This is a genomic window from Streptomyces sp. NPDC008086, assembly GCF_042957325.1.
Lineage (GTDB): Bacteria > Actinomycetota > Actinomycetes > Streptomycetales > Streptomycetaceae > Streptomyces.
The window spans coordinates 387578-409774 of record NZ_JBIBIA010000006.1 but is presented as its reverse complement, the minus strand read 5'-3'; the positions used below and the strand labels follow the sequence as shown (position 1 = coordinate 409774).

The 22197-nt window shown below is 69.1% G+C and carries 18 protein-coding genes and 1 pseudogene; 12 read left to right on the top strand and 7 right to left on the bottom strand.

The window, feature by feature from the left end; translation table 11 throughout:
* Positions 1-104: 104 nt before the first annotated feature.
* From ACFZBP_RS23230 to ACFZBP_RS23210, 5 genes are all read right to left on the bottom strand, one after another.
* Positions 105-2402, bottom strand: coding sequence for a glycoside hydrolase family 3 N-terminal domain-containing protein (locus tag ACFZBP_RS23230; protein ID WP_391416093.1), 2298 nt, complete (start codon positions 2400-2402; stop codon positions 105-107).
* A gap of 250 nt (positions 2403-2652) precedes the next feature.
* Entirely contained in the window at positions 2653-3540 is an 888-nt protein-coding gene (locus ACFZBP_RS23225; protein ID WP_391415719.1) for an ABC transporter permease subunit, read from the bottom strand.
* Between the two features lie 6 nt (positions 3541-3546).
* The gene (locus ACFZBP_RS23220; RefSeq protein WP_391415717.1) at positions 3547-4524 is read right to left on the bottom strand and encodes an ABC transporter permease subunit; all 978 of its coding nucleotides are present in this window, start codon (positions 4522-4524) and stop codon (positions 3547-3549) included.
* A gap of 43 nt (positions 4525-4567) precedes the next feature.
* The gene (locus tag ACFZBP_RS23215; RefSeq protein ID WP_391415715.1) at positions 4568-5866 is read right to left on the bottom strand and encodes an extracellular solute-binding protein; all 1299 of its coding nucleotides are present in this window, start codon (positions 5864-5866) and stop codon (positions 4568-4570) included.
* 393 nt (positions 5867-6259) lie between these two features.
* Positions 6260-7267, bottom strand: a complete 1008-nt coding sequence (locus ACFZBP_RS23210) for a substrate-binding domain-containing protein (protein WP_391415712.1) — start codon at positions 7265-7267, stop codon at positions 6260-6262.
* Between the two features lie 499 nt (positions 7268-7766).
* On the opposite strand from ACFZBP_RS23210, the gene ACFZBP_RS23205 reads away from it, so the two are divergent.
* Positions 7767-10340: a GH32 C-terminal domain-containing protein gene (locus ACFZBP_RS23205; protein WP_391415710.1), complete on the top strand. Its 2574-nt coding sequence runs from the start codon at positions 7767-7769 to the stop codon at positions 10338-10340.
* Between the two features lie 48 nt (positions 10341-10388).
* Here the strand turns inward: ACFZBP_RS23205 and ACFZBP_RS23200 are convergent, their stop codons facing one another.
* Positions 10389-10691, bottom strand: a complete 303-nt coding sequence (locus ACFZBP_RS23200; protein WP_391415707.1) for an antibiotic biosynthesis monooxygenase — start codon at positions 10689-10691, stop codon at positions 10389-10391.
* A 280-nt stretch (positions 10692-10971) separates the two neighbouring features.
* Here ACFZBP_RS23200 and ACFZBP_RS23195 point away from each other — a divergent pair, with 280 nt between their 5' ends.
* From ACFZBP_RS23195 to ACFZBP_RS23170, 6 genes and pseudogenes are all read left to right on the top strand, one after another.
* The gene (locus ACFZBP_RS23195; RefSeq protein ID WP_391415705.1) at positions 10972-11994 is read left to right on the top strand and encodes a substrate-binding domain-containing protein; all 1023 of its coding nucleotides are present in this window, start codon (positions 10972-10974) and stop codon (positions 11992-11994) included.
* A 144-nt stretch (positions 11995-12138) separates the two neighbouring features.
* Positions 12139-13152 (top strand): ABC transporter permease, encoded by a 1014-nt coding sequence (locus ACFZBP_RS23190; protein WP_391415703.1) that lies wholly within the window; start codon positions 12139-12141, stop codon positions 13150-13152.
* Complete coding sequence (locus tag ACFZBP_RS23185; protein ID WP_391415701.1) at positions 13149-13985, top strand: ATP-binding cassette domain-containing protein; 837 nt, start codon at positions 13149-13151, stop codon at positions 13983-13985. Before ACFZBP_RS23190 ends, ACFZBP_RS23185 begins: the two co-directional genes overlap by 4 nt.
* Positions 13986-14048: 63 nt before the next feature.
* Entirely contained in the window at positions 14049-15071 is a 1023-nt protein-coding gene (locus ACFZBP_RS23180; RefSeq protein WP_391415699.1) for a substrate-binding domain-containing protein, read from the top strand.
* Positions 15065-15151, top strand: a pseudogene (locus ACFZBP_RS23175). Before ACFZBP_RS23180 ends, ACFZBP_RS23175 begins: the two are co-directional and overlap by 7 nt.
* Before the next feature lie 167 nt (positions 15152-15318).
* Positions 15319-15657, top strand: a complete 339-nt coding sequence (locus ACFZBP_RS23170) for a deoxyxylulose-5-phosphate synthase (protein ID WP_391415697.1) — start codon at positions 15319-15321, stop codon at positions 15655-15657.
* 125 nt (positions 15658-15782) lie between these two features.
* Here ACFZBP_RS23170 and ACFZBP_RS23165 read toward each other — a convergent pair whose 3' ends face one another.
* Positions 15783-16736 carry a LysR family transcriptional regulator gene (locus ACFZBP_RS23165; RefSeq protein WP_383447784.1) on the bottom strand — a complete coding sequence of 318 codons (954 nt, stop codon included), beginning with the start codon at positions 16734-16736 and terminating at the stop codon, positions 15783-15785.
* Positions 16737-16906: 170 nt separating this feature from the next.
* Here ACFZBP_RS23165 and ACFZBP_RS23160 point away from each other — a divergent pair, with 170 nt between their 5' ends.
* From ACFZBP_RS23160 to ACFZBP_RS23140, 5 genes are all read left to right on the top strand, one after another.
* Positions 16907-18025, top strand: a complete 1119-nt coding sequence (locus ACFZBP_RS23160; RefSeq protein ID WP_391415695.1) for a PrpF domain-containing protein — start codon at positions 16907-16909, stop codon at positions 18023-18025.
* Between the two features lie 108 nt (positions 18026-18133).
* Positions 18134-19387, top strand: coding sequence for an SLC13 family permease (locus ACFZBP_RS23155; protein ID WP_391415693.1), 1254 nt, complete (start codon positions 18134-18136; stop codon positions 19385-19387).
* Between the two features lie 276 nt (positions 19388-19663).
* Positions 19664-20332 carry a glycoside hydrolase family 11 protein gene (locus ACFZBP_RS23150; RefSeq protein ID WP_383447769.1) on the top strand — a complete coding sequence of 223 codons (669 nt, stop codon included), beginning with the start codon at positions 19664-19666 and terminating at the stop codon, positions 20330-20332.
* 159 nt (positions 20333-20491) lie between these two features.
* Positions 20492-21205 carry a polysaccharide deacetylase family protein gene (locus ACFZBP_RS23145; RefSeq protein WP_391415690.1) on the top strand — a complete coding sequence of 238 codons (714 nt, stop codon included), beginning with the start codon at positions 20492-20494 and terminating at the stop codon, positions 21203-21205.
* 162 nt (positions 21206-21367) lie between these two features.
* On the top strand, positions 21368-22189 hold the full coding sequence (locus tag ACFZBP_RS23140) for a transporter substrate-binding domain-containing protein (RefSeq protein ID WP_383447763.1): 822 nt from the start codon (positions 21368-21370) through the stop codon (positions 22187-22189).
* Positions 22190-22197: the final 8 nt, after the last annotated feature.

The following is a 22197-nucleotide window of genomic DNA, read 5'->3' as shown; positions in this document are numbered from 1 at the left end:
GCCGGCCCTCTGTTCGGCGGGGCGGCAGGCCGGCGGGGCGGGGGTCTTCGAGCCTGTATGCGGGCTTCAGGTCCGGATACGGGCTTCAGGGCCGGATGCAGGCTTCAGGCCCGGATGCGGAATTCCGCGCTCAGTTGCCGCTCCCGTCGTGAGCTGGGGCCGACGCGGATCGCGAACTCACCTGGTTCGACCACTCGTTGGTTGTCGGCTGTGACGAGTGAGCACTGTGCGGCGGGGATGCCGATGCGGACGTCCAGGCTTTCGCCGGCAGGGATGTCGACCTGGGTGAACGCCTTGAGCTCCTGCTCGGCCCACGTGACGGTGGTGGTCAGGTCGCTGATGTATGCCTGGACGGTTTCCCGTGCCGGGCGGCTGCCGCTGTTGGTGAGTCGCACCGTGGCGTTGACGGTGCCGTCGGCGGTGACGTCCGGGGTGTGCACGACCAGGTCGGAGTAGGTGACGTTGGTGTAGGTGAGGCCCTCGCCGAACGCGAACAGGGGGTCCTGGGTGAGGTCCGCGTAGCGGTTCCCGTGCTGGCCTCGCACCTGGTTGTAGAAGACCGGTTGCTGTCCGACGTGGCGGGCGAAGGAGACCGGGAGCCGGCCGCTGGGTTCGATGAGTCCGAGAAGGAGCTCGGCGACGGCGCGGCCACCGCGCATGCCCGGGTTGAACGCCTCGACGAGTGCTGCGGCGTTCAGTGCCGAGTCCGGGAGGGTGCTCGGCTTGGACTGGGCGAGTACGACGATCATCGGTGTGCCGGTGGCGGCGACCGCGTCCAGCAGTGCGATCTGGCCGCCTTGGAGGTCGAGCGTCGCCGTGGAGCGCACCTCGCCGGTGAGGTCGATGCTGTCTCCCACGACCACGACGGCGTAGTCCGCGGCCTCCGCGGCTGCGGTGGCCTCCCGAAGTTGTGCCTGGTCGACCGGGGCGGGGGTGAAAACGGCCGGCTGTGGCTGGCCGTCGGGTCCGAGGGACCACTCGGAGGTGGAGGCGGGGTCGGCGATGTCAGCTCCGCGGGCGTACGTGATGGTCCAGTCGGCGGGTGCGACGGCGCGAAGGCCGTCGAGCACTGTCTCCACCGACTCGCGCGGATGTCCCTCGGGCATCCAGGGGACCTGGCCGGTGGCGCCCGCCCAGTCGCCGAGCATGGCTTCCGTGCTGTCGGCGTTGGGGCCGATCACCGCGATCGTCCGAGGCACGCCCCCACTCGCGGCGCGGCCGGATCCGTCCGCCGTCAGCCCGCCCTCGAGGGGCAGGATGCCCTCGTTGCGCAGCAGCACCAGGGAGCGTCGGGCGGTCTCGAGGTTGAGGTCGGCGTGCTCGCGGCAACCGATCACCTGTGCCTGCCGCTCGGGGTCGGGGGTGCGGGGGTCCTCGAAGAGCCCGAGTTCGAACTTCAGCCGCAGAACCCGCCGCACCGCGTCATCGATCTGTTTCTCTTCGATCAGGCCGCGCGCGACGGCCTCCTGGGCGCCCTCGAAGAACGCGGGGGTGGCCATGATGAGGTCGTTGCCGGCGTTGACGGCGACCGCCGCCGCCTCGGCGTGGTCGGCGCAGGTCCGCTGGTCGTAGACCATCCGGCCGACGTTGTCCCAGTCGGTCACCAGCGTGCCGGTGAAGCCCCACTCGCCCTTGAGCACATCGTTGATCAGCCATTCGTTCGCGGTGATGGGCACCCCGTCGATCGACTGGTACCCGAGCATGAAGGCGCGGCAGCCGGCCCGAACCGCCTGCTCGAACGGGGGCAGGAACCACGAGCGCAGCTTGCGCGGGCTGAGATCGGCTTCGCTCGCGTCGCGCCCGCCGAGGGTCTCGGAGTAGCCCGCGAAGTGCTTGGCGTAGGCCAGCACGGCGGTCGGGTCGCTGAGGCCCTCGCCCTGATAGCCGCGGACCATCGCCGCCCCGAGTTCGCCGATCAGGAACGGGTCCTCGCCGAACGTCTCGTTGATCCGGCCCCAGCGCAGGTCACGGGTGATGCACAGCACCGGGGAGAACGTCCCGTGGATTCCGGTCGCCGCGATCTCGGTCGCGGCCGCTCGTGCCACCCGATGGAGGAGGGACGGGTCCCAGGTGCAGGCCATGGCCAGCTGGGTCGGGAAGATCGTCGCGCCCGGCCAGAACGAGTGGCCGTGGATGCCGTCGTCGGCTGTCAGCAGCGGAATGCCGAGCCGGGTCCGCCGGGCCAGTTCCATGGCCTGAGGCATCAGGTCGGGTGACACGTGCAGGACCGATCCGGCGAGCTTGGCCGACACGATGTCCTCAAGGTCCCCGTGTTGCGCGTCGAGCATCAGCAACTGCCCGACCTTCTCCGGCAGGGTCATCCGCGGCAGCAAGTCCTCGATCCTCGCTTCCACGGGAGCTTCCTGATCCAGGTACGCCGCAGAGCGGACCGGCTGTCCCACTGTGTTCTCCAAGTGATGAGTCGTACGGGGTAAGAGAGTTGATCGGCTGCGGCGGACGCTTGCCGCAAGGACACCGCCGCCCGCCGCTGAGCGCTCCGCTGGAAAGGCCGCGATGCGCCGTCGTTCGTCTGCGGACTCGTCGTGGCTGGTCGCGCTCACGGGGCGGGGCCGCGAACCGATACAGCCCCCGCGCCCCTTTGCGGCGCGGCCGAACCGCACTCAAGGCGGCGGGACGGGAGCGAGCCCGGTGTCACTTCAGGCCGGTGGTGGCGATGCCGGCCACGAACTGGCGCTGGAAGATCAGGAAGACGATCATCACCGGCAGCAGGACGACCACGGCACCGGCGAGCAGGATGCCGAAGCGGGTGAAGGACTGTCCGCTGCTGGCCAGGGCGAGGCCGACGGGGAGGGTGTACTGGCTCTCGTTCTGGGCCACCACCAGCGGCCACAGGAAGTTGTTCCAGGAGCCGAGGAACGTGATGATCCCCAGGGTGGCGAGGGCCGGCTTGGTCAGCGGCAGGATGATCTTCCAGAAGATGGCCAGTTCGCGGCAGCCGTCGACGCGGGCGGCGTCGATCAGCTCGTCGGGCAGGGTGGAGATGAACTGCCGCATCAGGAACACCCCGAAGGGGCCGGCCAGGAACGGCAGGATCAGCCCCAACAGGGAGCCAGTCAGCTGCATGTTGGCCACCAGCACGTACAGCGGTACGAAGGTGACCAGGCCGGGGATCATGAGCGTCCCCATGACCAGCAGGAAGACGGCGCGCTGTCCCCGGAACTCCAGCTTGGCCAGGGCGTATCCGAGCATCGAGCAGAAGATCAGGTTGCCCGCGGTGACGGCCAGGGCCACGATCACGGAGTTGGCGAACATGCTCGTGAAGTCGAGCGAGCTGAACAGCTCACCGTAGTTGGCGGTCGTGGGCGCCGTGGGTATCAGGACCGGTGGCACCCTGCGGATGTCGGCCTCGGGCTTGAAGGAGCCGGAGAGCATCCACAGGAACGGCGCGATCATCAGCAGCAGGGCGCCGGCGAGCGGCAGATACAGCCAGGGCTGACCCCAGCTCCGGCGGATGCGGCGGCGCCTCAGCACGCGGTCCGTGCCCGGCTGTGCCGTGGGAAGGGTGGAGAGGGTGCTCATGGGTCGTCAGTCCTTGTCTCGCAGCACGCGGAACTGCAGCACGGTCAGCGCCACGATGAGGACGAAGATGACGTAGCTGGCGGCCGACGCCATCTCGTAGTTGCCGTTGCCGAACTGCTTGTAGGCGTACAACGTGGCCGACAGCGTGGAGTCCAGCGGTCCCCCGTCGGTCATCACGAACGGCTCGTCGAAGAACTGCAGGTAGCCGATGCCCGTGGTCACGGCGGTCAGCAGCAGGGCCGGACGCAGGAGCGGGAAGGTGACCCGCCAGAACCGCTGCCAGGCGCCGGCGCCGTCGAGTTCGGCCGCCTCCATCAAGGACTGGGGGACGGACTGCAGGCCCGCCAGCATGATGATCATGACGGTGCCGAGGTTGCGCCACACCGCCATCACGATCATGACGGGCAGCGCGAAGCGGGTGTCCGCCAGCCAGGCCGGTCCGTCGATCCCGAACCAGCCCAGGACGAGGTTCACCAGTCCCGCGCGAGGTTCGAGGAGCGTCTTCCACACCACGGCGACGGCCACGATGCTGGTGATCACCGGCAGGTAGAAGCCGACCCGGAAGACGGCCCTGAAGCGCCGGATGCCGCGGTCGAGGGCGACCGCCGCGGCGAGCCCGGCGGCCAGCGTCAGGGGCAGGGCCACCAGGACGAACACGGCCGTGTTGCGCAGGGCCGTGAAGAACTGCTCGTCCTGGAAGAGCCGCACGTAGTTGTCGAGGCCGATGAACGACACGTTCAGCGGTGTGCGCAGGTCGGCGCTGCTGGTGTCGGTCAGGCTCATCAGCAGCGACCACACCAGCGGCAGCAGCATGAAGGTCGCGAACAGGGCGAGGAAGGGCGCGGCGAGGATCCAGGCGGCCCGGGCCTGTCTGCCGCGCGCCATGCCCCGGAACGGGGCGTGCCGGCGTACGGCACGCCGCTCCGGCCGCGCGGTGCTCTGCTGGTCGTTGTCGCTCCGCCCGGGGAGCGTTTTCGTGGACATGGATGTCATCCGTCCGTACGAGGGGTGCTCATGGCGGTGGCGCTCAGCGGCCGGTGCCGATGCTGGTGGCCTTGGACTGCAGCGCCTTCTGCACGTCGGCGACGGTGGCCTTGCCGAGGGCCAGCTTCTCCAGCTCGGAGTCGATGGCGTCGGCGATCTGCTGCCAGGTCGTGATGGCGGGCGGCGCCTTGCTGACCTTGAGCTGCTCGTCGAACGGCTTCATGTTCTCGTCCGCGCTCAGGTTCCCGTCCGTCCACGCCTGGGGCGAAGGGGGCAGGCCGCCGGTGGCCTTGGCATAGGCCGCGAGGTTGGCGGGCTCGGTCAGGAACCGGGCGAACTTCCAGGCCGCGTCGGGGTTCTCGGCCTCCTTGAACACGGCCAGGTCGGTGCCGCCGGCGAACCCGGCGGGCTGCTCGGAGTAGGGCACCGGCATGGTCTTCCACTTGCCGTCCAGTTCCGGGGCGTCCTTGTGGAAGCTGGCACCGGCCCACGCGGCCTCCTGATAGGTGGCGATCAGCCCGTCCCGGAAGTTCTGCACGTTGTCCGACCTGTCGGTGGGCGCCAGGCCGTCCTTCGGGACGCTCGCCCAGTACTCCAGCGCCTTGGCGACCTCGGGCGTGTCGAAGGTGAACTTCTTGGTCTTGGCGTCGTAGATGTCACCGCCCTGCTGCCAGACCATCGGCACCCAGAAGACCCAGGAGTTGAAGCCCATCACCAGCCCGGTGGCGTTGCGCAGCTTGGGGTTCTGCTTGCCCGCGGTGGCCTGGATGGCCTTGAGGTCCTTCAGGTATCCCTCCCGGTCGCCGGCCAGGGCGCCCTTGATGCCGGCCTTCTCGGTGAGGTCGGTCCGGTAGTAGACCACCGTGGTGTCGGCGGTGAACGGGACGCCGTAGGAGGCGCCCTTGTACTTGGTGGTGTCCCACTGGCCGGGGTAGAAGTCCGACGACTTGATCGACGTCGGGGTGGCCTGGAAGCCGTTCATGGCGGCCATCTCGGCCATCCAGGTACTCCCGACCATGGACATGTCCGGCGTGTTGCCTCCGGCTATCGCGGTGGTCAGCTTGTCATGGGCGCCGTCCCACGGGACCGAGGTGATCTTGACATCGGCGTCCGGGTTCTCCTGCTCGAACCTCTTGGCCATGTCCTTCAGGGCGGGTTCGATGTCGCCCAGGTTCCACATGACCACCGTCCCCTTGGCCTTGCCCGCGCCGATCTCGGCGGGCGCGTCCTTGCCTGGGGCGGAATCCTCGCTCCGGCCACAGCCGGTGGCCACCAGGGCCGCCGTGACGGTGACGCACAGGGTCTGGACGGTTCTGACAGCGTGACGGGTTGTTATGCGCATGGTGCGGCTCCTAGCCGTTGAGCGATACAGAGGCGGGGGGCGGCGAAGGGTGGGAGCGGGCGGACGCCCGGATGGATCACCGCATGAGGGGAGACCGTCTGCGGTGGCAGCGGCATCGGCGGTCAACCGTGGGTGGCGGCTGGAGCATCGACGCGGAGTGGGTGGCGGCCGGGCGGGTGTGCCAGGCGCACCGTTCGGTGTCCGGATCGGGCACGCACGGGCGGAGAGGTGCGGGTGGGCGGTGCCGCGTGAACGCAGGCGAGCCGCAAGGGGTTGTGGGGAAGCGAGGGCGGAGTGGTTCGCCGAGGTTTCAGGGACACGGGGCGGTGCGTCGCTGGCAACGCACCGCCCGGCTGCGAGGCACCATCACCTGCGCAGCGCGATGCCGTCACGTCAGTTCGAGTGTGGTTCTAACGTCGAGCCACGGATCACGAGGCTGGTGGGAATGATGCGCGAGGGGGCTGCCTCCGGCGATCTGCGCACGTGGTCGAGCAGCAGACGGGCAGCTGCCTCGCCCATTTCCCGCATCGGCTGGCGGATGGTGGTCAGTGCCGGATAGGTGTACGACGCCAGCTCGACGTCATCGAACCCCACCACGGCGACATCCTGCGGAATCCGCAGGCCGGCCTCGTGCAAGGCGGCGAGCACGCCGGCCGCCGAGGGGTCGTTGTGCCCGAAGACCGCGTCGAACTCCCCACCGTCCGCGAGAGCCCGCGCGATGGCGCTCCGACTGCTCTCGAACAGGAAGTCGCCGCGGATGATGTGGCGTTGGTCGAGCTCGATCCCGGCCTGCGCATAGACGTCGACGAAGCCGCCCAGCCGTTCCCGAGTACAGCCGTACTCCTCGGGACCGGTCACCACCAGCGGGCGACGGCGGCCGAGGTCCAGCAGGTGGCGTGCCGCCTGCTCACCGCCCTCCCGGTTGGTGGTGGCCACGTAGGGGAATCCCGGCCGCTGGAAGCGGTCGTCGATCAGCACCACCGGCAGCCCGGCTTCGTGCAGTTCCGTGATGGATGCCAGGGCTCCCTCGGGCTCGATCACCAGCAGACCGTCGAACGACTTGGCGGCGACCTGCAGACCCAGCCTGCGCAGTGACTCCTCACCGCGGTTGACGGTCAGCATGCGCAGTCCGAAGCCCTCGGTCTCCAGCGTCTCGACGACCGCCTGCACGATGCCGGCCCAGGCCCAGGCCATGTCAGGGACCAGCATGCCGATCATCTGTGTCGTGCCGCGTGCGAGCCCCACTGCCCCGGCGCTCGGCACATAGCCGAGCTCCGAGATCGCCTGGCGGACCTTCAGGACGGTGTTCTCGTTGATCTCGCCCTTGGCGTTCAGCACCCGCGAGACCGTCGTCTTGCTGACCCCGGCGTGCGCGGCGACGTCAGCGATGGTGACTCCCATGTCACCTCCCTCCCTTCCTGCAGAGGCGGAAGACTTCCTCCCGCACCGAAGGTGCCGATCGTACAGAGTCATGTGGAACCGCTACCGGAATCGGTTCCGGAACCGGTTCCGGTAGCGGTTCCGGCAGTGAAGCACCGAGAGGCTCGACCGGTCAACACACCGGAAACAACTCGTTCACACGAATTTCGACCCGCGACCGCTCCCCGGTCTCGACGAGGCCGCGGAAGTCTGCCGGTTCGCCGCCCAAATCGCCGCCCTGACCTGGCCGTTTACTCACCCCGGCCCGCCGCGGAAGGACGCAATCACGTCCGGACCGTTGACGCGGTCACCGGACTGCGCCTCATAATCGGGCACTCGATGTCATCGATGACACAAGTCATCGATGACACCCTGGGCGGCGGCGTGGACGTCGACGCCTGCCTGGGATGTCACTTTCAGTTCGTCCGCGCCGGGGCCGCAGTCGGTGCTGCGCCGACGAGCCGCGGGACTAGGAGACACCATGAGCGCTGCACGCGTATCCCGGCATGCCCGCATACGGATGATGGCGGCGGTGGCGACCGTCTGCGCCCTGTCGGCAGCCCCGCTGGCCCCGCAGGCCGTCGCGGCCGACACCCCGACGTACACCGAGACCTACAGACCCCAGTTCCACTTCACTCCGGAGAAGAACTGGATGAACGACCCCAACGGCCTCGTCTACTACAAGGGCGAGTACCACCTCTTCTACCAGTACAACCCGAACGGGAACGCCTGGGGCGACATGTCCTGGGGGCACGCGGTGAGCAAGGACCTCGTGCACTGGGAGGAGTTGCCGCTCGCCCTGTCGCACGACGCCGAGGAGATGGTCTTCTCCGGCAGCGCGGTCGTCGACTGGAACAACACCACCGGGTTCGGCACGAAGAGGAACCCGCCCATGGTGGCGATCTACACCAGCGCCTACAAGGACGGCGGCGAGCAGGCCCAGTCGCTCGCCTACAGCACCGACCGGGGCCGCACCTGGACCAAGTACCAGGGCAATCCCGTCATCGACATCGGCTCCACCAACTTCCGCGATCCCAAGGTCCAGTGGTACGCGCCGACGAAGAGCTGGCTGATGACGGTGTCGCTGTCCGCCGAGCACAAGGTGCGGTTCTATTCGTCCAAGAACCTCAAGGACTGGGAGCTGCAGAGCGAGTTCGGGCCGGCCGGTGCGACCGGTGGCGTGTGGGAGTGTCCGGACCTGTTCCCCCTCGCGGTCGACGGAGACAGGAAGAAGATCAAGTGGGTCCTGGTCGTCAACATCAACCCCGGTGGCATCGCGGGTGGTTCGGCTGCCCAGTACTTCGTCGGCGACTTCGACGGCAAGAAGTTCACCGCGGACGACAAGGGCACCTACACCCCGCCCACCGGCACGGTGGTACAGGACTTCGAAGGCGCCGGCTTCGGTGAGTGGACAACGACCGGTACCGCGTTCGGCCAGGGACCGGCAACCGGGTCGGTGGACTGGCAGGGGGCGGTCTCCGGCTTCGACGGCAAGGGCCTCGCCAACAGCTTCCACGGCGGTGACGGCGCAACGGGCACCCTGACCTCACCCGAATTCACCGTTGGCAGCCCCTACTTGAACTTCAAGATCGGTGGCGGGCGGCATCCGCACGAGGCCGGAACCGTCCTGGACGGGACGCCGCCCGAGGGCACGGTCCTCGCCGACTTCGAAGGCGGAACGTACGGCGACTGGACGGCGACCGGGGACGCCTTCGGAGCCGCACCGGCCACCGGCACCCTCCCCGGCCAGCAACAGGTCTCCGGCTTCCTGGGAGACGGGCTGGCCAACACCTTCCTGAACGGCGACGCCGCCACCGGCACCCTCACCTCACCCGAGTTCACCATCGACAAGAAGCACATCAACTTCCTCATCGGCGGCGGCAACCACCCGGCCGGCTCCGACAACCCCACCGCCGTCGAACTCCTCGTCGACGGCCAGGTCGTCCGCAGCGCCACCGGAAAGGACGCGGAAGCGCTCAACTGGGCTTCCTGGGACGTCAGCGACCTCGCCGGCAAGAAGGCGCGGATCAAGATCGTCGACAACAACGGCGGCGGCTGGGGCCACCTCAACGTCGACCACATCGTGATGTCCGACGCCTTGGCCACGCCTGTCTCCCAGGAGACGTCCGTCAACCTGCTCGTCGACGGCAAGATCGTCCGCAGCGCCACCGGCACCGACAGCGAGAGCCTGGACTGGGCCTCCTTCGACATGCGCCCGTACGTCGGCAAGAAGGCGCGGATCCAGGTCGTCGACATGAACACCGCCGGCTGGGGCCACGTCATGGCCGACCAGTTCACCGCCGCCGACAAGCCCGCCAAGTCCGCCGTCCAGCTCGCCGACTGGACCGACTACGGCAAGGACTACTACGCCGCGGTGTCCTGGGAGAACGCGCCGGGCGGCAAGCGCTACATGATCGGCTGGATGAACAACTGGGACTACGCCGGCGCCATCCCCACCTCCCCCTGGCGCGGCGCCCAGAGCATCCCCCGCGAGATGGCCCTGCGCACCGTCGACGGCCGCGTCCGGCTGACCAGCAAGCCGGTGAACAGCGTGAAGTCCCTGCGGGAGAAGCGCCCGACAACCGCGAACGGCGTCACGGTCAAGAGCACCTCCAAGCCCCTGATCGCCCCGGCGGGCAAGGGCGAGGCGCTCGACATCGAGGCGACCTTCTCCCTCAAGGACGCCGAACGCTTCGGCCTCAAGGTGCGCACCGGAGCGGGCGGCGAGGAGACCGTCATCGGCTACGACACCACGGCCGAGGAGCTGTACGTCGACCGCACCCGCTCCGGCGCCGTCGACTTCCACAACGCCTTCTCCGACGCCTTCTCCAACAGCGTGCAGACCGCGCCCCTGAAGCCCAGGAACGGCAAGGTCAAGCTTCGCATCCTCGTCGACCGGTCGTCCGTCGAGGTCTTCGGCGGCAGCGGCGAGGCAGTGATCACCGACCAGATCTTCCCCGACCCCTCCAGCACCGGCGTCGAGGTCTTCGCCGAGGGCGGCGCCGCCACCCTCGAGCGCATGCAGGCGTGGCAGCTGAGGTCCATCTGGCGGTGACGGGTCAGAGGTCCGTACGCCCGCGAGGGGCCGCGTACTCCACGCTTGTCACGGATGCGCGGCCAGCGGGTCGAGGAACGTCAGCACGGAAGCGTCCTCCTCGATCAGCGGAGTGAGGGCGGCGTTGAACGGGGCACCGTACGGGGCGTCCAGGTGTGCCCTGAAGGCGTCCTCGTCCCGGTAGACCTCGAAGATCCAGTAAGCGCGCGGGTCGGCGGCCTTGGTGAAGACGTCGAAGGTCAGGTTGCCTTCCTCTTCGCGCACCTTCAGCGCGTAGTCCCGGATCAGGCGGGCGACTTCGCCCTCCGCCCCCTCTCGGGCGGTGAACTCGGCGAGCAGGGTTTTCGTCACGGTTTCCTGTCCTTTGTCGACCGGGGGCAGTCGGGGTGCTGCTTTCTCATGGAACGCGCTGCCGAAACGGGCACGTCGCGGGCTGCCGCCGAACGGCTCCGGGCGGACGACGGCCACCGGCGTTGCCGATTTGTGTCGGGTGCAAGGCATTGACGTTGCCCGCAGGCGGAGTCCATCATCCTCGCCAAGCAGTGTCAACGATGACATAAGTCAACGATGACATCCGGGGCTGCATGCCCCGATGCCGGCCGCCCGCCCCGCAATCCAGCAGGAGTTGTTCATGTCACGCATCTCTCGTCTGCCGTTCTCCTTGCTCAGATCCGCTGCCTGCATGGGTGTCGCGGCCCTCACCCTGACCGCCTGTGGATCCGGATCCGAATCGGGCACCGCGAGCACCGGATCGGGCAGCGTCAAGGTCGGTCTGATCACCAAGACCGACACCAACCCGTTCTTCGTGAAGATGAAGGAGGGCGCGGAGCAGGCCGCCAAGGAGAACGGTGTCGAACTGTCCACCGCGGCGGGCAAGTTCGACGGGGACAACGCCGGTCAGGTCACCGCCATCGAGAACATGGTCGCCGCCGGAGTGAAGGGCATCCTGATCACGCCGAGCGACTCCAAGGCGATCGTGCCGGCGGTCGAGAAGGCCAAGGCCAAGGGCGTACTGGTCATCGCTCTGGACACGCCGACCGAGCCGGAAAGCGCGGTCGACGCCCTCTTCGCCACCGACAACCTCAAGGCCGGCGAGCTGATCGGCGAGTACGCCAAGGCCGCCATGAAGGGCGAGCCGGCCAAGATAGCCACCCTCGACCTCGCACCGGGTGTCTCCGTCGGCGTCCAGCGGCACAACGGCTTCCTGAAGGGCTTCGGCATCGAGGAGGGCGACCCCTCCGTCGTCTGCTCCCAGGACACCGGCGGCGACCAGGCCAAGGGCCAGACCGCGATGGAGAACTGCCTGCAGAAGTCGCCCGACATCAACGTCGTCTACACCATCAACGAGCCTGCCGCCCTGGGCGCGTACACCGCGCTGAAGGCCAAGGGCCGGGAGAAGGACGTACTGATCGTCTCGGTCGACGGCGGTTGCACGGGCACTCAGGCCGTCAAGGACGGCAAGATCGCCGCGACCTCGCAGCAGTACCCGTTGAAGATGGCCGCCGAGGGCGTCAAGGCCGTCGCGACGTACGCCAAGGACGGCAAGAAGGCGTCCGGTTACACCGACACCGGCGTCACTCTGATCACCGACAAGGCGCAGGACGGGGTCACGTCCAAGGACACCGCCTACGGCTTGGAGAACTGCTGGGGCTGAGCCACCACCTCCAGCTGCCGCCGTTCGACACCCCTCAGCGGGGCGGCCGCCCCCCTCCTCCCCGACCGGGGACGGCCGCCCCCTCGTCCTCCCGCCGTCCGACAAGGACGCACCAGGACTTGAGTCTTCCGACAAGGACCTCGCATGACTGCCACGTCCACGCCACCCTCCACGTCCACGCCGTACGCCGAGCTCAAAGCACCGACCACGATCCGCAGACTGCTCACGCAACCGACCACCGGCCCACTGGCCGCCCTCCTCCTGGCCTGTGTCTTCTTCTCCCTCTCGACCGACCAGTTCCTCACCGGAGGAAACTTCTCGCTGATCGTGCAGCAGGTCATGGTCGTCGGCACCCTCGCCATCGGCCAGACCCTGATCATCCTCACCGCGGGCATCGACCTGTCCTGCGGAGCCGTGATGGCGTTCGGCAGCATCATGATCGCCAAGATGGCCGCCGAGGGCACCCTGCCCCCGCTCGCCGCCATCGCGCTGGGCCTGGTCGTCTGCGGCGGCTTCGGCCTGCTCAACGGGGCGCTGGTGCAGAAGATCCCGCTGCCGCCGTTCATCGTCACCCTCGGCATGCTGAACGTGGCGTTCGCGCTGACCCACATCTACTCCGAGGAGCAGACGGTCACCAACCTGCCCGGCCCGCTGACCGCCCTGGGGCAGACCTTCCCGCTCGGCAACACCGACATCACCTACGGCTCGCTGGTCACCATCGCCCTGTTCCTCCTGCTCGCGTACGCGCTGAGCAGCACCAGCTGGGGCCGACACGTCTACGCCCTGGGCAACAGCCCGGAAGCGGCCCGGCTGAACGGCATCCGCACCTCCCGTCTGACCATCGGCGTGTACACCGTGGCCGGCCTGCTGTACGGCATCGCCGCGCTGCTGCTCATCTCCCGGACCGGCGTGGGCGATCCGCAGGCGGGGCAGACCGACAACCTCGACAGCATCACCGCCGTGGTGCTCGGCGGTACCAGCCTCTTCGGTGGACGCGGCTCGGTGCTGGGCACGTTCATCGGTGTCCTCATCGTGGGCGTCTTCCGCAACGGTCTGCAGCTGATGGGCGTCGCCTCGATCTACCAGACCCTGATCACCGGCGTGCTGGTGATCCTCGCGGTGACCGTCGACCAGATCTCCCGGAAGAAGGCCCGATGACCGCCACCGGCTCCCCCACCCCTGTCCTGCAGGCCCGAGGTCTGGTCAAGCGCTACGGCCATGTCACGGCCATCGACGGCGCCGACTTCGACCTGCTGCCCGGTGAGGTCCTCGCCGTCATCGGCGACAACGGCGCCGGCAAGACCAGCCTGATCAAGGCCCTCACCGGCGCGGTGGTCCCGGACGCGGGCGAGATCCGACTCAACGGCAGGCCGATCACCTTCTCCGGCCCGCAGAGCGCACGCGCCCACGGCATCGAGACGGTCTACCAGGACCTCGCCGTCGCGGCCTCCATGGACATCGCCTCCAACATGTTCCTCGGCCGCGAACTACGCCGCCCCGGCATCCTCGGCAGCGCTTTCCGCATGCTCGACAAGAAGCGCATGCGCCAGGAAGCCGCAGAGCACATGGCCGACCTGAAGATCGGCCTGCGCTCGCTGACCCAGTCGGTCGAGACCCTCTCCGGCGGACAGCGGCAGGCCGTCGCGGTCGCCCGCGCCGTCGCCTGGGCCCGTAGCGTCGTCGTCATGGACGAACCCACCGCCGCCCTCGGCGTCAAGGAGTCCGGACAGGTCCTGGACCTCATCCGCCGCGTCCGCGACAAGGGCATGCCGGTCGTCCTGATCAGCCACAACATGCCCCACGTCTTCGAGATCGCCGACCGGATCCACGTCCACCGCCTCGGCAGGCGCGCCGCCGTGATCAAGCCCTCGGACTACTCCATGGCGGAGGTCGTCGCCATCATGACCGGCGCTCTCAGCGTCGACGAGGCCGGAGGTACTGTCGTAGCGGATTCCGAGGCGGCGAAGGCCGCGGGAGTTCAGGCCAACTGAAGCACGCACAGGATCCGGCCGAGGCCGCGGCCGGAACCGACGAGACAGGAGACTGTTTCCTCCATGGCAGCGAACCGCCGCCCGACCATGGCAGACGTCGCCCGAGAGGTGGGCGTCAGCGCCAAGACCGTCTCCCGAGTTCTCAACGAGGACGGATACGCCTCGGCCGAGACCAGGGAACAGGTCCTCGCCGCCGTGGCCAAGCTCGGTTTCCAGCCGAACCTCATGGCACGCAACATCCGCGTCGGCGGCCCGGACACCACCATCGGCCTGGTCATCCCCGACCTCGCCAACCCCTTCTTCGGAGCCGTGGCCCGCGGCATCGAGGACACCGTCCGCGAACGCGGACTGACCCTGCTCATGGGCTCCTCCGCGGACGACCCCGACCGCGAACGCGCCCTGACGGCCAAGTTCCTCGCCCGACGGGTCAGCATCCTGATCGTCGTGCCGGCCGTCGGCGCCGACCACTCCGACCTCAAATCGCACCGTACGGCGGGTCTGCCCATCGTCTTCCTGGACCGCCCGGGAGTCGGCCTGTCCACGGACAGCATCGTCAGCTCCAACCGCGCGGGGGCCCAGAACGGCGTCGCCCATCTGATCGCCCACGGGCACCGCCGCATCGGATTCGTCGGCGACCTGCCCGTCAAGCTCTACACCCGCCGCGAACGCCTCGCCGGATACCGCGCGGCCCTGCAAGAAGCCGACATCCCTTACGACCGCTCGCTCGTCGCCAATGCCCATGACCAGCCGGGCGCCGAAGCCGCGACCGCCCAACTCCTCGAACTGGCCGATCCCCCCACCGCCCTGTTCGCCGGCAACAACATCATGGCGCTCGGCATCGTCGCCGAACTCGCGCGCAGCAAGCGCAAGGACGTCGCCGTCGTCGCCTTCGACGACGTCTCCCTCGCCGAAGCACTGGAACCAGCCCTGACCGTCGTCGCCCAGGACCCCGAAGAAATCGGCCGCAGCGCCGCGACCACCGCCCTGGCCCGCCTCGACGGCGACCGCTCCCGGGCTCGCACCATCACCGTTCCCACCCGGTTGATCGTCCGAGGCTCAGGGGAGCAACCCGCGCCGAAGCCGTAGGCAGCCGGCCCACCACGGGGTCCTCTTGGAACGGATTCTCCTGAAGAGGGTGTCAGGTTCGAATCCTGCCGGGGGCACCACGCGTCACCGCTCTGAGCTCGACTCGCTCGTGCATGGACTGGATGCCCACTCCGGGTGTCCAGGTCTCGGTGCAGTGGCCGCTGTCGGCGACGTCCCGGCGCTGTTCAACGGCCCCACTGCCACAAAGCTGTCGAACCCGTCCCCGTCGCGGCCCTACCCTTCCCGCATGGCCCATGGAAAGACCTCGTACGTCTGCCTGCCCTGCCAGGCCTCGTACAAGCAGCCCTACCCCGGCCACCACGACCGCGACCGGGTCTGTCCACGCTGCGCCGAACCACTGATCCACGTTGGCTCCGCCTTCGCGGCGCCCAGGAGGCGGGACACCAACGCGTGGCGTGCCCTGTCCGTGCTGCTGCACGCCGGTGTGCGCTTCCACAAGAGTTGCTGCGGCGGCCCCGGCTACCGCCCGCGCACCCTCAGTGAGGTGCACGAGCGGATGGCCTATGCACGGGCCACCGGAGAACCGTTCGCTCGGGCGCTGGTCCGCCGCGACCTGCCCTGGTAGCGCACATCCCTGGTAGCGCACCTCGTCCGCCGACGGACCGGTGGGGCTCAGCCCGGGCGGCGGATGTTCCGCGACGGCCCGTACGAACCGTCGCAGCGTCAGCCCCGTCGCGAACCGTCGCAGCGTCAGCCCCGTCGGACCGCCCCGAGCTGGGCCCGGTGCAGGTCCGGGGCGGTGAATCGCCGCGCCACCGTGCGCAGGACGCGGGCCATCGCCTGGGCGGGTGGGGTGGCGGGGCGTGCCGCGGCGCGGGCGAGGAGGATGCGGCGCGTGGGGGCCGGGACGTCGGAGGCGAACGGCAGGAGGCGTACGTCGCTGCGGCGGCTGGTGAGGGCCAGGCGGGGTGCGAGCGCGATGCCGAGACCGGCGGCGACCATGGCCTGCGCCTCCTGGTAGTCGTGCGAGGAGTAGGCGATGCGCGGCTCGAATCCCGCCTGGCGACAGCTTCGGCGCAGGACGTCGGCGACGGGGTGGTTGTCGGCGCGGATGATCCACTCCTGGTCGGCGAGGTCGCCGAGGCGCACGGAGGGGTGGGTGCGCAGGGGTGAGTCCGCGGGGACGACCAGCACCGTCGGGTCGTCCAGGAGGTGGGTGAGGGCGAGCGCCGGATCGTCGAGGCGGTTCCATTCGTAGTCCCAGAGCAGCCCCTGCTCCACCTCGCCGGTGTGCAGCATCTCCCGCAGCTCCGCGAGGACTCCGGCACGTACCTCGATGCGGATCCCGGTGTGGCGACGGCGGAAGCGGGTGAGTGCGAGCGGCAGCAGGGACGCGCTCGCGGTGGGGAAGGAACCGAGCCGCAACGTGCCCTGGTCGAGGGCGGTGAAGGAGTCCAGGTCGGCCTGGGCGGCGCGCAGTTCGCGGCGGATGGCCTGGCCGCGTCCGGCCAGCGCGGCACCCGCCGGGGTGGGGCGGATTCCCCGTGGCAGCCGCTCGATCAGGGGCTGCCCCGCCTCCTGCTCCAGCAGGGACATCTGCTGGGAGGCGGCGGAGGTGGTCATGCCGAGCGCTTCCGCCGCGGCGGTGAGCGAACCGCGTTCGGTGGCCTCGGTGAGCAGCAGCAGGCGGCGCACGTTGAGCATGCCGCCGACTTTAGCTGAGCTAAACCCAGGTGAAGCGAACTGCGATTGTTCCGAAGTCACGCCTCTGCGAAGGTCTCCGCAATCGCCGAGCGGTGCACCGGCCCGCGATACGCCCGTGACCGCTTCTCGGCCCTTTCCGTACCTCCGTTGATCCAGGAAGAGCCTCAGACGTGCACATTCCCGCGAGCCTGGTGCGTGGCGGCACAAGCAAGTGCTGGCTGTTCAACCAGGTCGATGTCCCTGCCGACCGCGGCGACCTGGAAAGGCTGCTGGTCGCCGCGTACGGCGCCACCGACCCCGTGGAGCTGGACGGGGTGGGCGGGGCGACCCCCACCACCTCGAAAGCGGCCGTGGTCAGCGCCTCATCCCGGCCCGGCGTCGACGTCGACTACCTGTTCGCCCAGGTCGGCATCGGCACGGGCGCGGTGGAGTGGACGAGCAACTGCGGCAACTGCGCCACCGGCGTCGCCCTGTACGCGGTGAGCAAGGGCATGGTCCCGGTCACCGGCGACCGGACGCGCGTGGTGATGCACAACACCAACACCGGGGCGGTCCTCGAAGGGGTCGTCGACACTGCCGGGGGCGTGGTGCACCACTTCGGCCGCCAGACGGTACCCGGCACCCGGGCCGGCGGGGTCGCGGTCGGCCTCACCTTCCGCGACCCCGCCGCCACCACCGCCTTACTGCTCCCCACCGGCCGGGCCGCCCAGGACCTGCGGGTCGGCGCAGCCGAGCCGGTACGGGTGAGCATGGTGGCCGCGGGAGCTCCGGTCGTCCTCGTCGACGCCGTCGGTGCCGGGCGTACCGGCGCCGAGTCACTGGAGCGGATGAGCGCGGACGTCCCTTGGCTGCGCACCGTCCGTCATACCGCCGCGCCCCTGATGGGGCTGCGCCTGCCGGGCGAGGAGCCCGGTGACGCGGTGCCCAAGGTGGGCCTGGTCGGCCCGCCGGTGCCGTACACCACCACCCTCGGTGAACCGGTCGGCGCCGAGGACTACGACGTGTCGGTGCGGATGCTCACCATGAACGCCCCGCACCCCGCGATCGGCCTGACCTCTGCCGTCGCCGTCGCGGCGGCCGGGCTGCTGGAGGGGTCCGTCGTATCCCGGGCCACGGGTGGCCCGACCGACGAGTGGTTGCGCCTCGGCACGCCCGCCGGTGTCGTCGCGGTCCGCTGCACCGACGTGCGGGACGGCCTGCCGCACCGGGTCACCGTGCGGCGCGCGGCCCGGCTGCTCGCCGACGCCCGCATCTACGTACCGGCGGCAGGCAGCCCGCAAGCCGCCTGAGCCGCGACGAACATCAGCTCGGTGGGGCCGGCTCCCAGCCGTCCGCACCGGGATACCCTCGCGCCTCCTGGGGCGCGCCACCCCGTCCCCACCGCACCAAGGACAAAGATGTCTGCTGAAGTGATCTCCATAGGCGCCCTGCTGGTGATGTTCGTCGTCGGCACCGTGCTGCCGATCAACCTGGGCATCCTCGCCTTCGTCGCCACCTTCGCCGTCGGCACGGCCTCCCTCGGCCTCACCGAGGACGAGATCTTCGAGGGGTTCCCGGCGAAGCTCTTCGTCACCATCGTCGGCGTCACCTACCTGTTCTCCGTCGCCCGCCGCAACGGCACCATCGACTGGCTCGTCGCCGCCGGGGTGCGGCTGGTACGCGGCAAGGTACAGCTCATCCCCTGGGTGCTGTTCCTGGTGGCCGCCCTGCTGACGGCGTTCGGTACGTTCACCCCGGCCGCAGTCGCGATCCTCGCGCCGATCGGCATGAACTTCGCCTACCGCTACAAGCTGAACCCGCTGGTCGTCGGCATGATGGTGATCAGCGGCGGACACGCGGGCGCGTTCTCCCCACTGGCCGTCTCCGGCGCCCTGGTGCTCGGCCTCGTCGACAAGACCGATCTGCAGGTCTCCGCCGTGGCGCTGTTCACCGCCAGCTTCCTGATCAACCTGGTGCTCTCGGTCCTCACCTACGCCCTGCTCGCCAAGCGTCCCGCGCCGCTGGCGGAGAGCGCCGCGGAGGCAGCCGACGAGGAGGACCTCGCCGTCTCCGGCAGGCCCGACTGGCGGCAGTGGCTCACGCTCGCCTCGCTGGTGGCCCTCGTCGTCGGCGCTCTCGGCTTCCACCTGGAGATCGGATTCCTCGCGCTGGCCGCCGGCGCCCTGCTGGCCCTGGTGGACATGAAGCGGCAGGAGAAGGCCGTGGACGGGGTCAGCTGGTCCACCCTGCTTCTGGTCGCGGGCATGATGACGTACATCGCGATGCTGGAGAAGGCCGGCGTCATCGAGGAGATCTCCGAACGCGCCGCCGACCTGGGCGCCCCGCTCGTCGTCGCCCTGCTGCTGTGCTTCACCGTGGCCATCACCTCCGCCTTCGCCTCCTCCACCGCGATCCTCACGGCGATCATCCCCATCGCCGTACCGCTGCTGCTCTCCAGCCACCTCAGCGGTCCCGGGCTGATCGCCGCCCTCGCCGTCTCCACGACGATCGTCGACACCTCGCCCTTCTCGACCAACGGGGCACTCGTCCTCAGCAACGCCCGTGGCGTGGACACCCGCCGCTTCTACCGCCAGGTCATCGGCTACACGGGCGGAATCGTCGCCCTCGGCCCCGTCGTCGCCTGGGGCGCCCTGGTCCTCCCCTGGTCCTAGCGGAAAGACGGACGCCGGACAGCGCGGGGCACGGGGAAATCCTTCGAAACATTCGAAGGTTTGATTCGGAGTTTTGATCAAGCGATTTGATCGTCGCCGATCATTATCGACTCGCGACACCGGAACCCCTGATGAGCAGGCAAGACGCCGACCTATAACCCAATTGCCGCATCGAATGTTTCGCGGCACACGCCGAAACTATTGACAGTTGGCAGGGCCATATCAAAACTGTTCGCCGTTGGCAGAGCGCGATGAGGACGAGGAGGAAGCACGCCCATGAACGACGGATCCGCGAACCCGACGCGTCGCAGCGTCTGCGGCCTGCTGCTGGCCACCGGGGCCACGTTGGCCCTGCCCGGCACCGCCGAGGCGGCCACGGTCATCACCACGAACCGGACCGGCACCGACAACGGGTACTACTACTCGTTCTGGACGGACAGCCAGGGCACGGTCTCCATGACCCTGAACTCCGGCGGAAACTACAGCACTTCGTGGCGGAACACCGGGAACTTCGTCGCCGGCAAGGGCTGGAGCAACGGCTCACGCAGGACCGTGACCTACTCCGGCAGCTTCAACCCGTCCGGCAACGGCTACCTGACTCTGTACGGGTGGACATCGAACCCGCTCGTCGAGTACTACGTCGTCGACAACTGGGGCACCTACCGGCCCACCGGGACCTACAAGGGCACTGTCACCAGCGACGGCGGCACGTACGACATCTACCAGACCACCCGCTACAACGCCCCGTCCGTCGAGGGCACCCGCACGTTCAACCAGTACTGGAGCGTCCGGCAGTCGAAGCGGACCGGCGGCACCATCACCACCGGCAACCACTTCGACGCCTGGGCCCGCGCCGGCATGCCCCTGGGGAGCTTCAGCTACTACATGATCCTCGCCACCGAGGGATACCAGAGCAGCGGGAGTTCCAACATCACGGTGCGATAGGCCTGTTCGGGGATGGGCAGGGGGCAGGGGACGGGGGGAAGGGTCTGGGTCCGTGGGCCCATCCCGGCTCCCTGACCCTCCTCCCTCCTCCCTCCCCCCTTCCCCCTGCTCCCCCTCCCCCTGCTTCTCCAAAGTCCCCAAGCTGGAGGCCCCCTCCTCATGAAAGCCACACCGCGTCTCCCGCTCCTCGCCGTCGCCTCCCTCGCCGTTGCCGGCACCCTCACCGTCGACACCGCCGCCCCGGCGCAGGCCGCCGCCTGCAACGGGTACGTCGGGCTCACCTTCGACGACGGGCCGTCCAGCAGCACCCCGGCCCTGCTCAGCGCGCTCACGCGGAACGGGCTGCGGGCCACGATGTTCAACCAGGGCCAGTACGCCGCCGCCTACCCGGCCCGGGTCAGGGACCAGGTCAATGCCGGTATGTGGGTCGGCAACCACAGCTACACCCACCCGCATCTGACCCAGCAGAGCCAGGCGACGATCGATTCGGAGATCTCCCGGACCCAGCAGGCCATCGCGGCCGCGGGCGGCGGTACGCCGAAGCTGTTCCGGCCGCCGTACGGCGAGACCAACGCCGCGGTGAAGGCCGTCGCGGCCAAGTACGGCCTGACCGAGATCATCTGGAACGTCGATTCGCAGGACTGGAACGGCGCGAGCACCGACGCGATCGTGGCGGCGGCCGGCCGGCTCACCAACGGCCAGGTCATCCTCATGCACGACTGGTCCGCCAACTCCCTCGCGGCGCTCCCGCGCATCGCCCAGGGGTTGGCCGCCCGCGGCCTGTGCGCCGGCATGATCTCCCCGCAGACCGGCCGTGCCGTGGCTCCGACGGCAGCGGGGGCGGCGGCCGGAGTGGCGGGGCCTGCACGGTGAACGCACCGGCACGGTGAAGGCACGGGACGGTGACGGCCGTCGCTGCCCGGGGCCTCAGCCTCCGGATACGTTCAGCACGTGATCGGCTGGGTAACGAAGTCGCGATGCCGGCTTGTGATGACGGCAGCCCCACCCGCCGACCCCCGGTCAGGAAGTGACCCCATGCCACGCAGAACCACCTTGACCGCTCTCGCCCTCGCGCTCGCCACCGCCCTCGGCGGAGCCGCCGCCTACGCCACCCAGGTCGACACCGCGTCCGGTCGGCACCACTCCAGCACCACTCTTCTGGACAAGGTGCCCGACCGCGGCGTGCTGCGCGTCTGCACCACCGGTGACTACCGGCCGTTCAGCCACCTGGACACCGCCACGAAGTCGTACACCGGCATCGACATCGACATGGCGAGGAACCTCGCCAACAGCCTGGGCGTGAAACCCCGCTTCGTGGCGACGACTTGGGCCGGGCTCATGGACGACCTGACGGCGGGCAGGTGCGACGTCGGCATGGGAGGCGTCTCCGTGACGCTGGGCAGGGCGCGGAAGGCGTACTTCAGCACGCCCTATCTCGTGGACGGCAAGTCAGCGATCGCCCGCTGCGAGGACAAGGGCAGGTACCAGTCGCTGAAGGAGATCGACCAGCCCGGTGTCCGGGTGATCGTCAACCCCGGCGGCACCAACGAGGCGTTCGCCAAGGCCAACATCCACCAGGCCACCCTCATCACCCACCCCGAGAACACCACGATCTTCGAGGAGATCGTCGCGGGCCACGCCGATGTGATGATCACGGACGGCAGCGAGACCGAGTACCAGTCCAAGCTCCACCCGGAGCTCTGCGCGATCAACCCGGACAAGCCCTTCACCTTCGGCGAGAAGGCGTACCTGCTGCCGCGTGGCGATGAGGAGTTCAAGGAGTACGTCGACCAGTGGGTCCACCTGGCCACCCACGACGGGACCTACGACGGTTACGCCGCGGACTGGCTCAGCTGACGCGGCGA

Bases quoted from the DNA above. Each gene is read 5' to 3' on its own strand.
- ACFZBP_RS23205 (WP_391415710.1), top strand. From the start codon at position 7,767: ATGAGCGCTGCACGCGTATCCCGGCATGCCCGCATACGGATGATGGCG.
- ACFZBP_RS23195 (WP_391415705.1), top strand. From the start codon at position 10,972: ATGTCACGCATCTCTCGTCTGCCGTTCTCCTTGCTCAGATCCGCTGCC.
- ACFZBP_RS23210 (WP_391415712.1), bottom strand. From the start codon at position 7,267: ATGGGAGTCACCATCGCTGACGTCGCCGCGCACGCCGGGGTCAGCAAG.
- ACFZBP_RS23165 (WP_383447784.1), bottom strand. From the start codon at position 16,736: ATGCTCAACGTGCGCCGCCTGCTGCTGCTCACCGAGGCCACCGAACGC.
- ACFZBP_RS23220 (WP_391415717.1), bottom strand. From the start codon at position 4,524: ATGTCCACGAAAACGCTCCCCGGGCGGAGCGACAACGACCAGCAGAGC.
- ACFZBP_RS23170 (WP_391415697.1), top strand. From the start codon at position 15,319: ATGGCCCATGGAAAGACCTCGTACGTCTGCCTGCCCTGCCAGGCCTCG.
- ACFZBP_RS23215 (WP_391415715.1), bottom strand. From the start codon at position 5,866: ATGCGCATAACAACCCGTCACGCTGTCAGAACCGTCCAGACCCTGTGC.
- ACFZBP_RS23225 (WP_391415719.1), bottom strand. From the start codon at position 3,540: ATGAGCACCCTCTCCACCCTTCCCACGGCACAGCCGGGCACGGACCGC.
- ACFZBP_RS23180 (WP_391415699.1), top strand. From the start codon at position 14,049: ATGGCAGCGAACCGCCGCCCGACCATGGCAGACGTCGCCCGAGAGGTG.
- ACFZBP_RS23150 (WP_383447769.1), top strand. From the start codon at position 19,664: ATGAACGACGGATCCGCGAACCCGACGCGTCGCAGCGTCTGCGGCCTG.
- ACFZBP_RS23140 (WP_383447763.1), top strand. From the start codon at position 21,368: ATGCCACGCAGAACCACCTTGACCGCTCTCGCCCTCGCGCTCGCCACC.
- ACFZBP_RS23145 (WP_391415690.1), top strand. From the start codon at position 20,492: ATGAAAGCCACACCGCGTCTCCCGCTCCTCGCCGTCGCCTCCCTCGCC.
- ACFZBP_RS23185 (WP_391415701.1), top strand. From the start codon at position 13,149: ATGACCGCCACCGGCTCCCCCACCCCTGTCCTGCAGGCCCGAGGTCTG.
- ACFZBP_RS23190 (WP_391415703.1), top strand. From the start codon at position 12,139: ATGACTGCCACGTCCACGCCACCCTCCACGTCCACGCCGTACGCCGAG.
- ACFZBP_RS23155 (WP_391415693.1), top strand. From the start codon at position 18,134: ATGTCTGCTGAAGTGATCTCCATAGGCGCCCTGCTGGTGATGTTCGTC.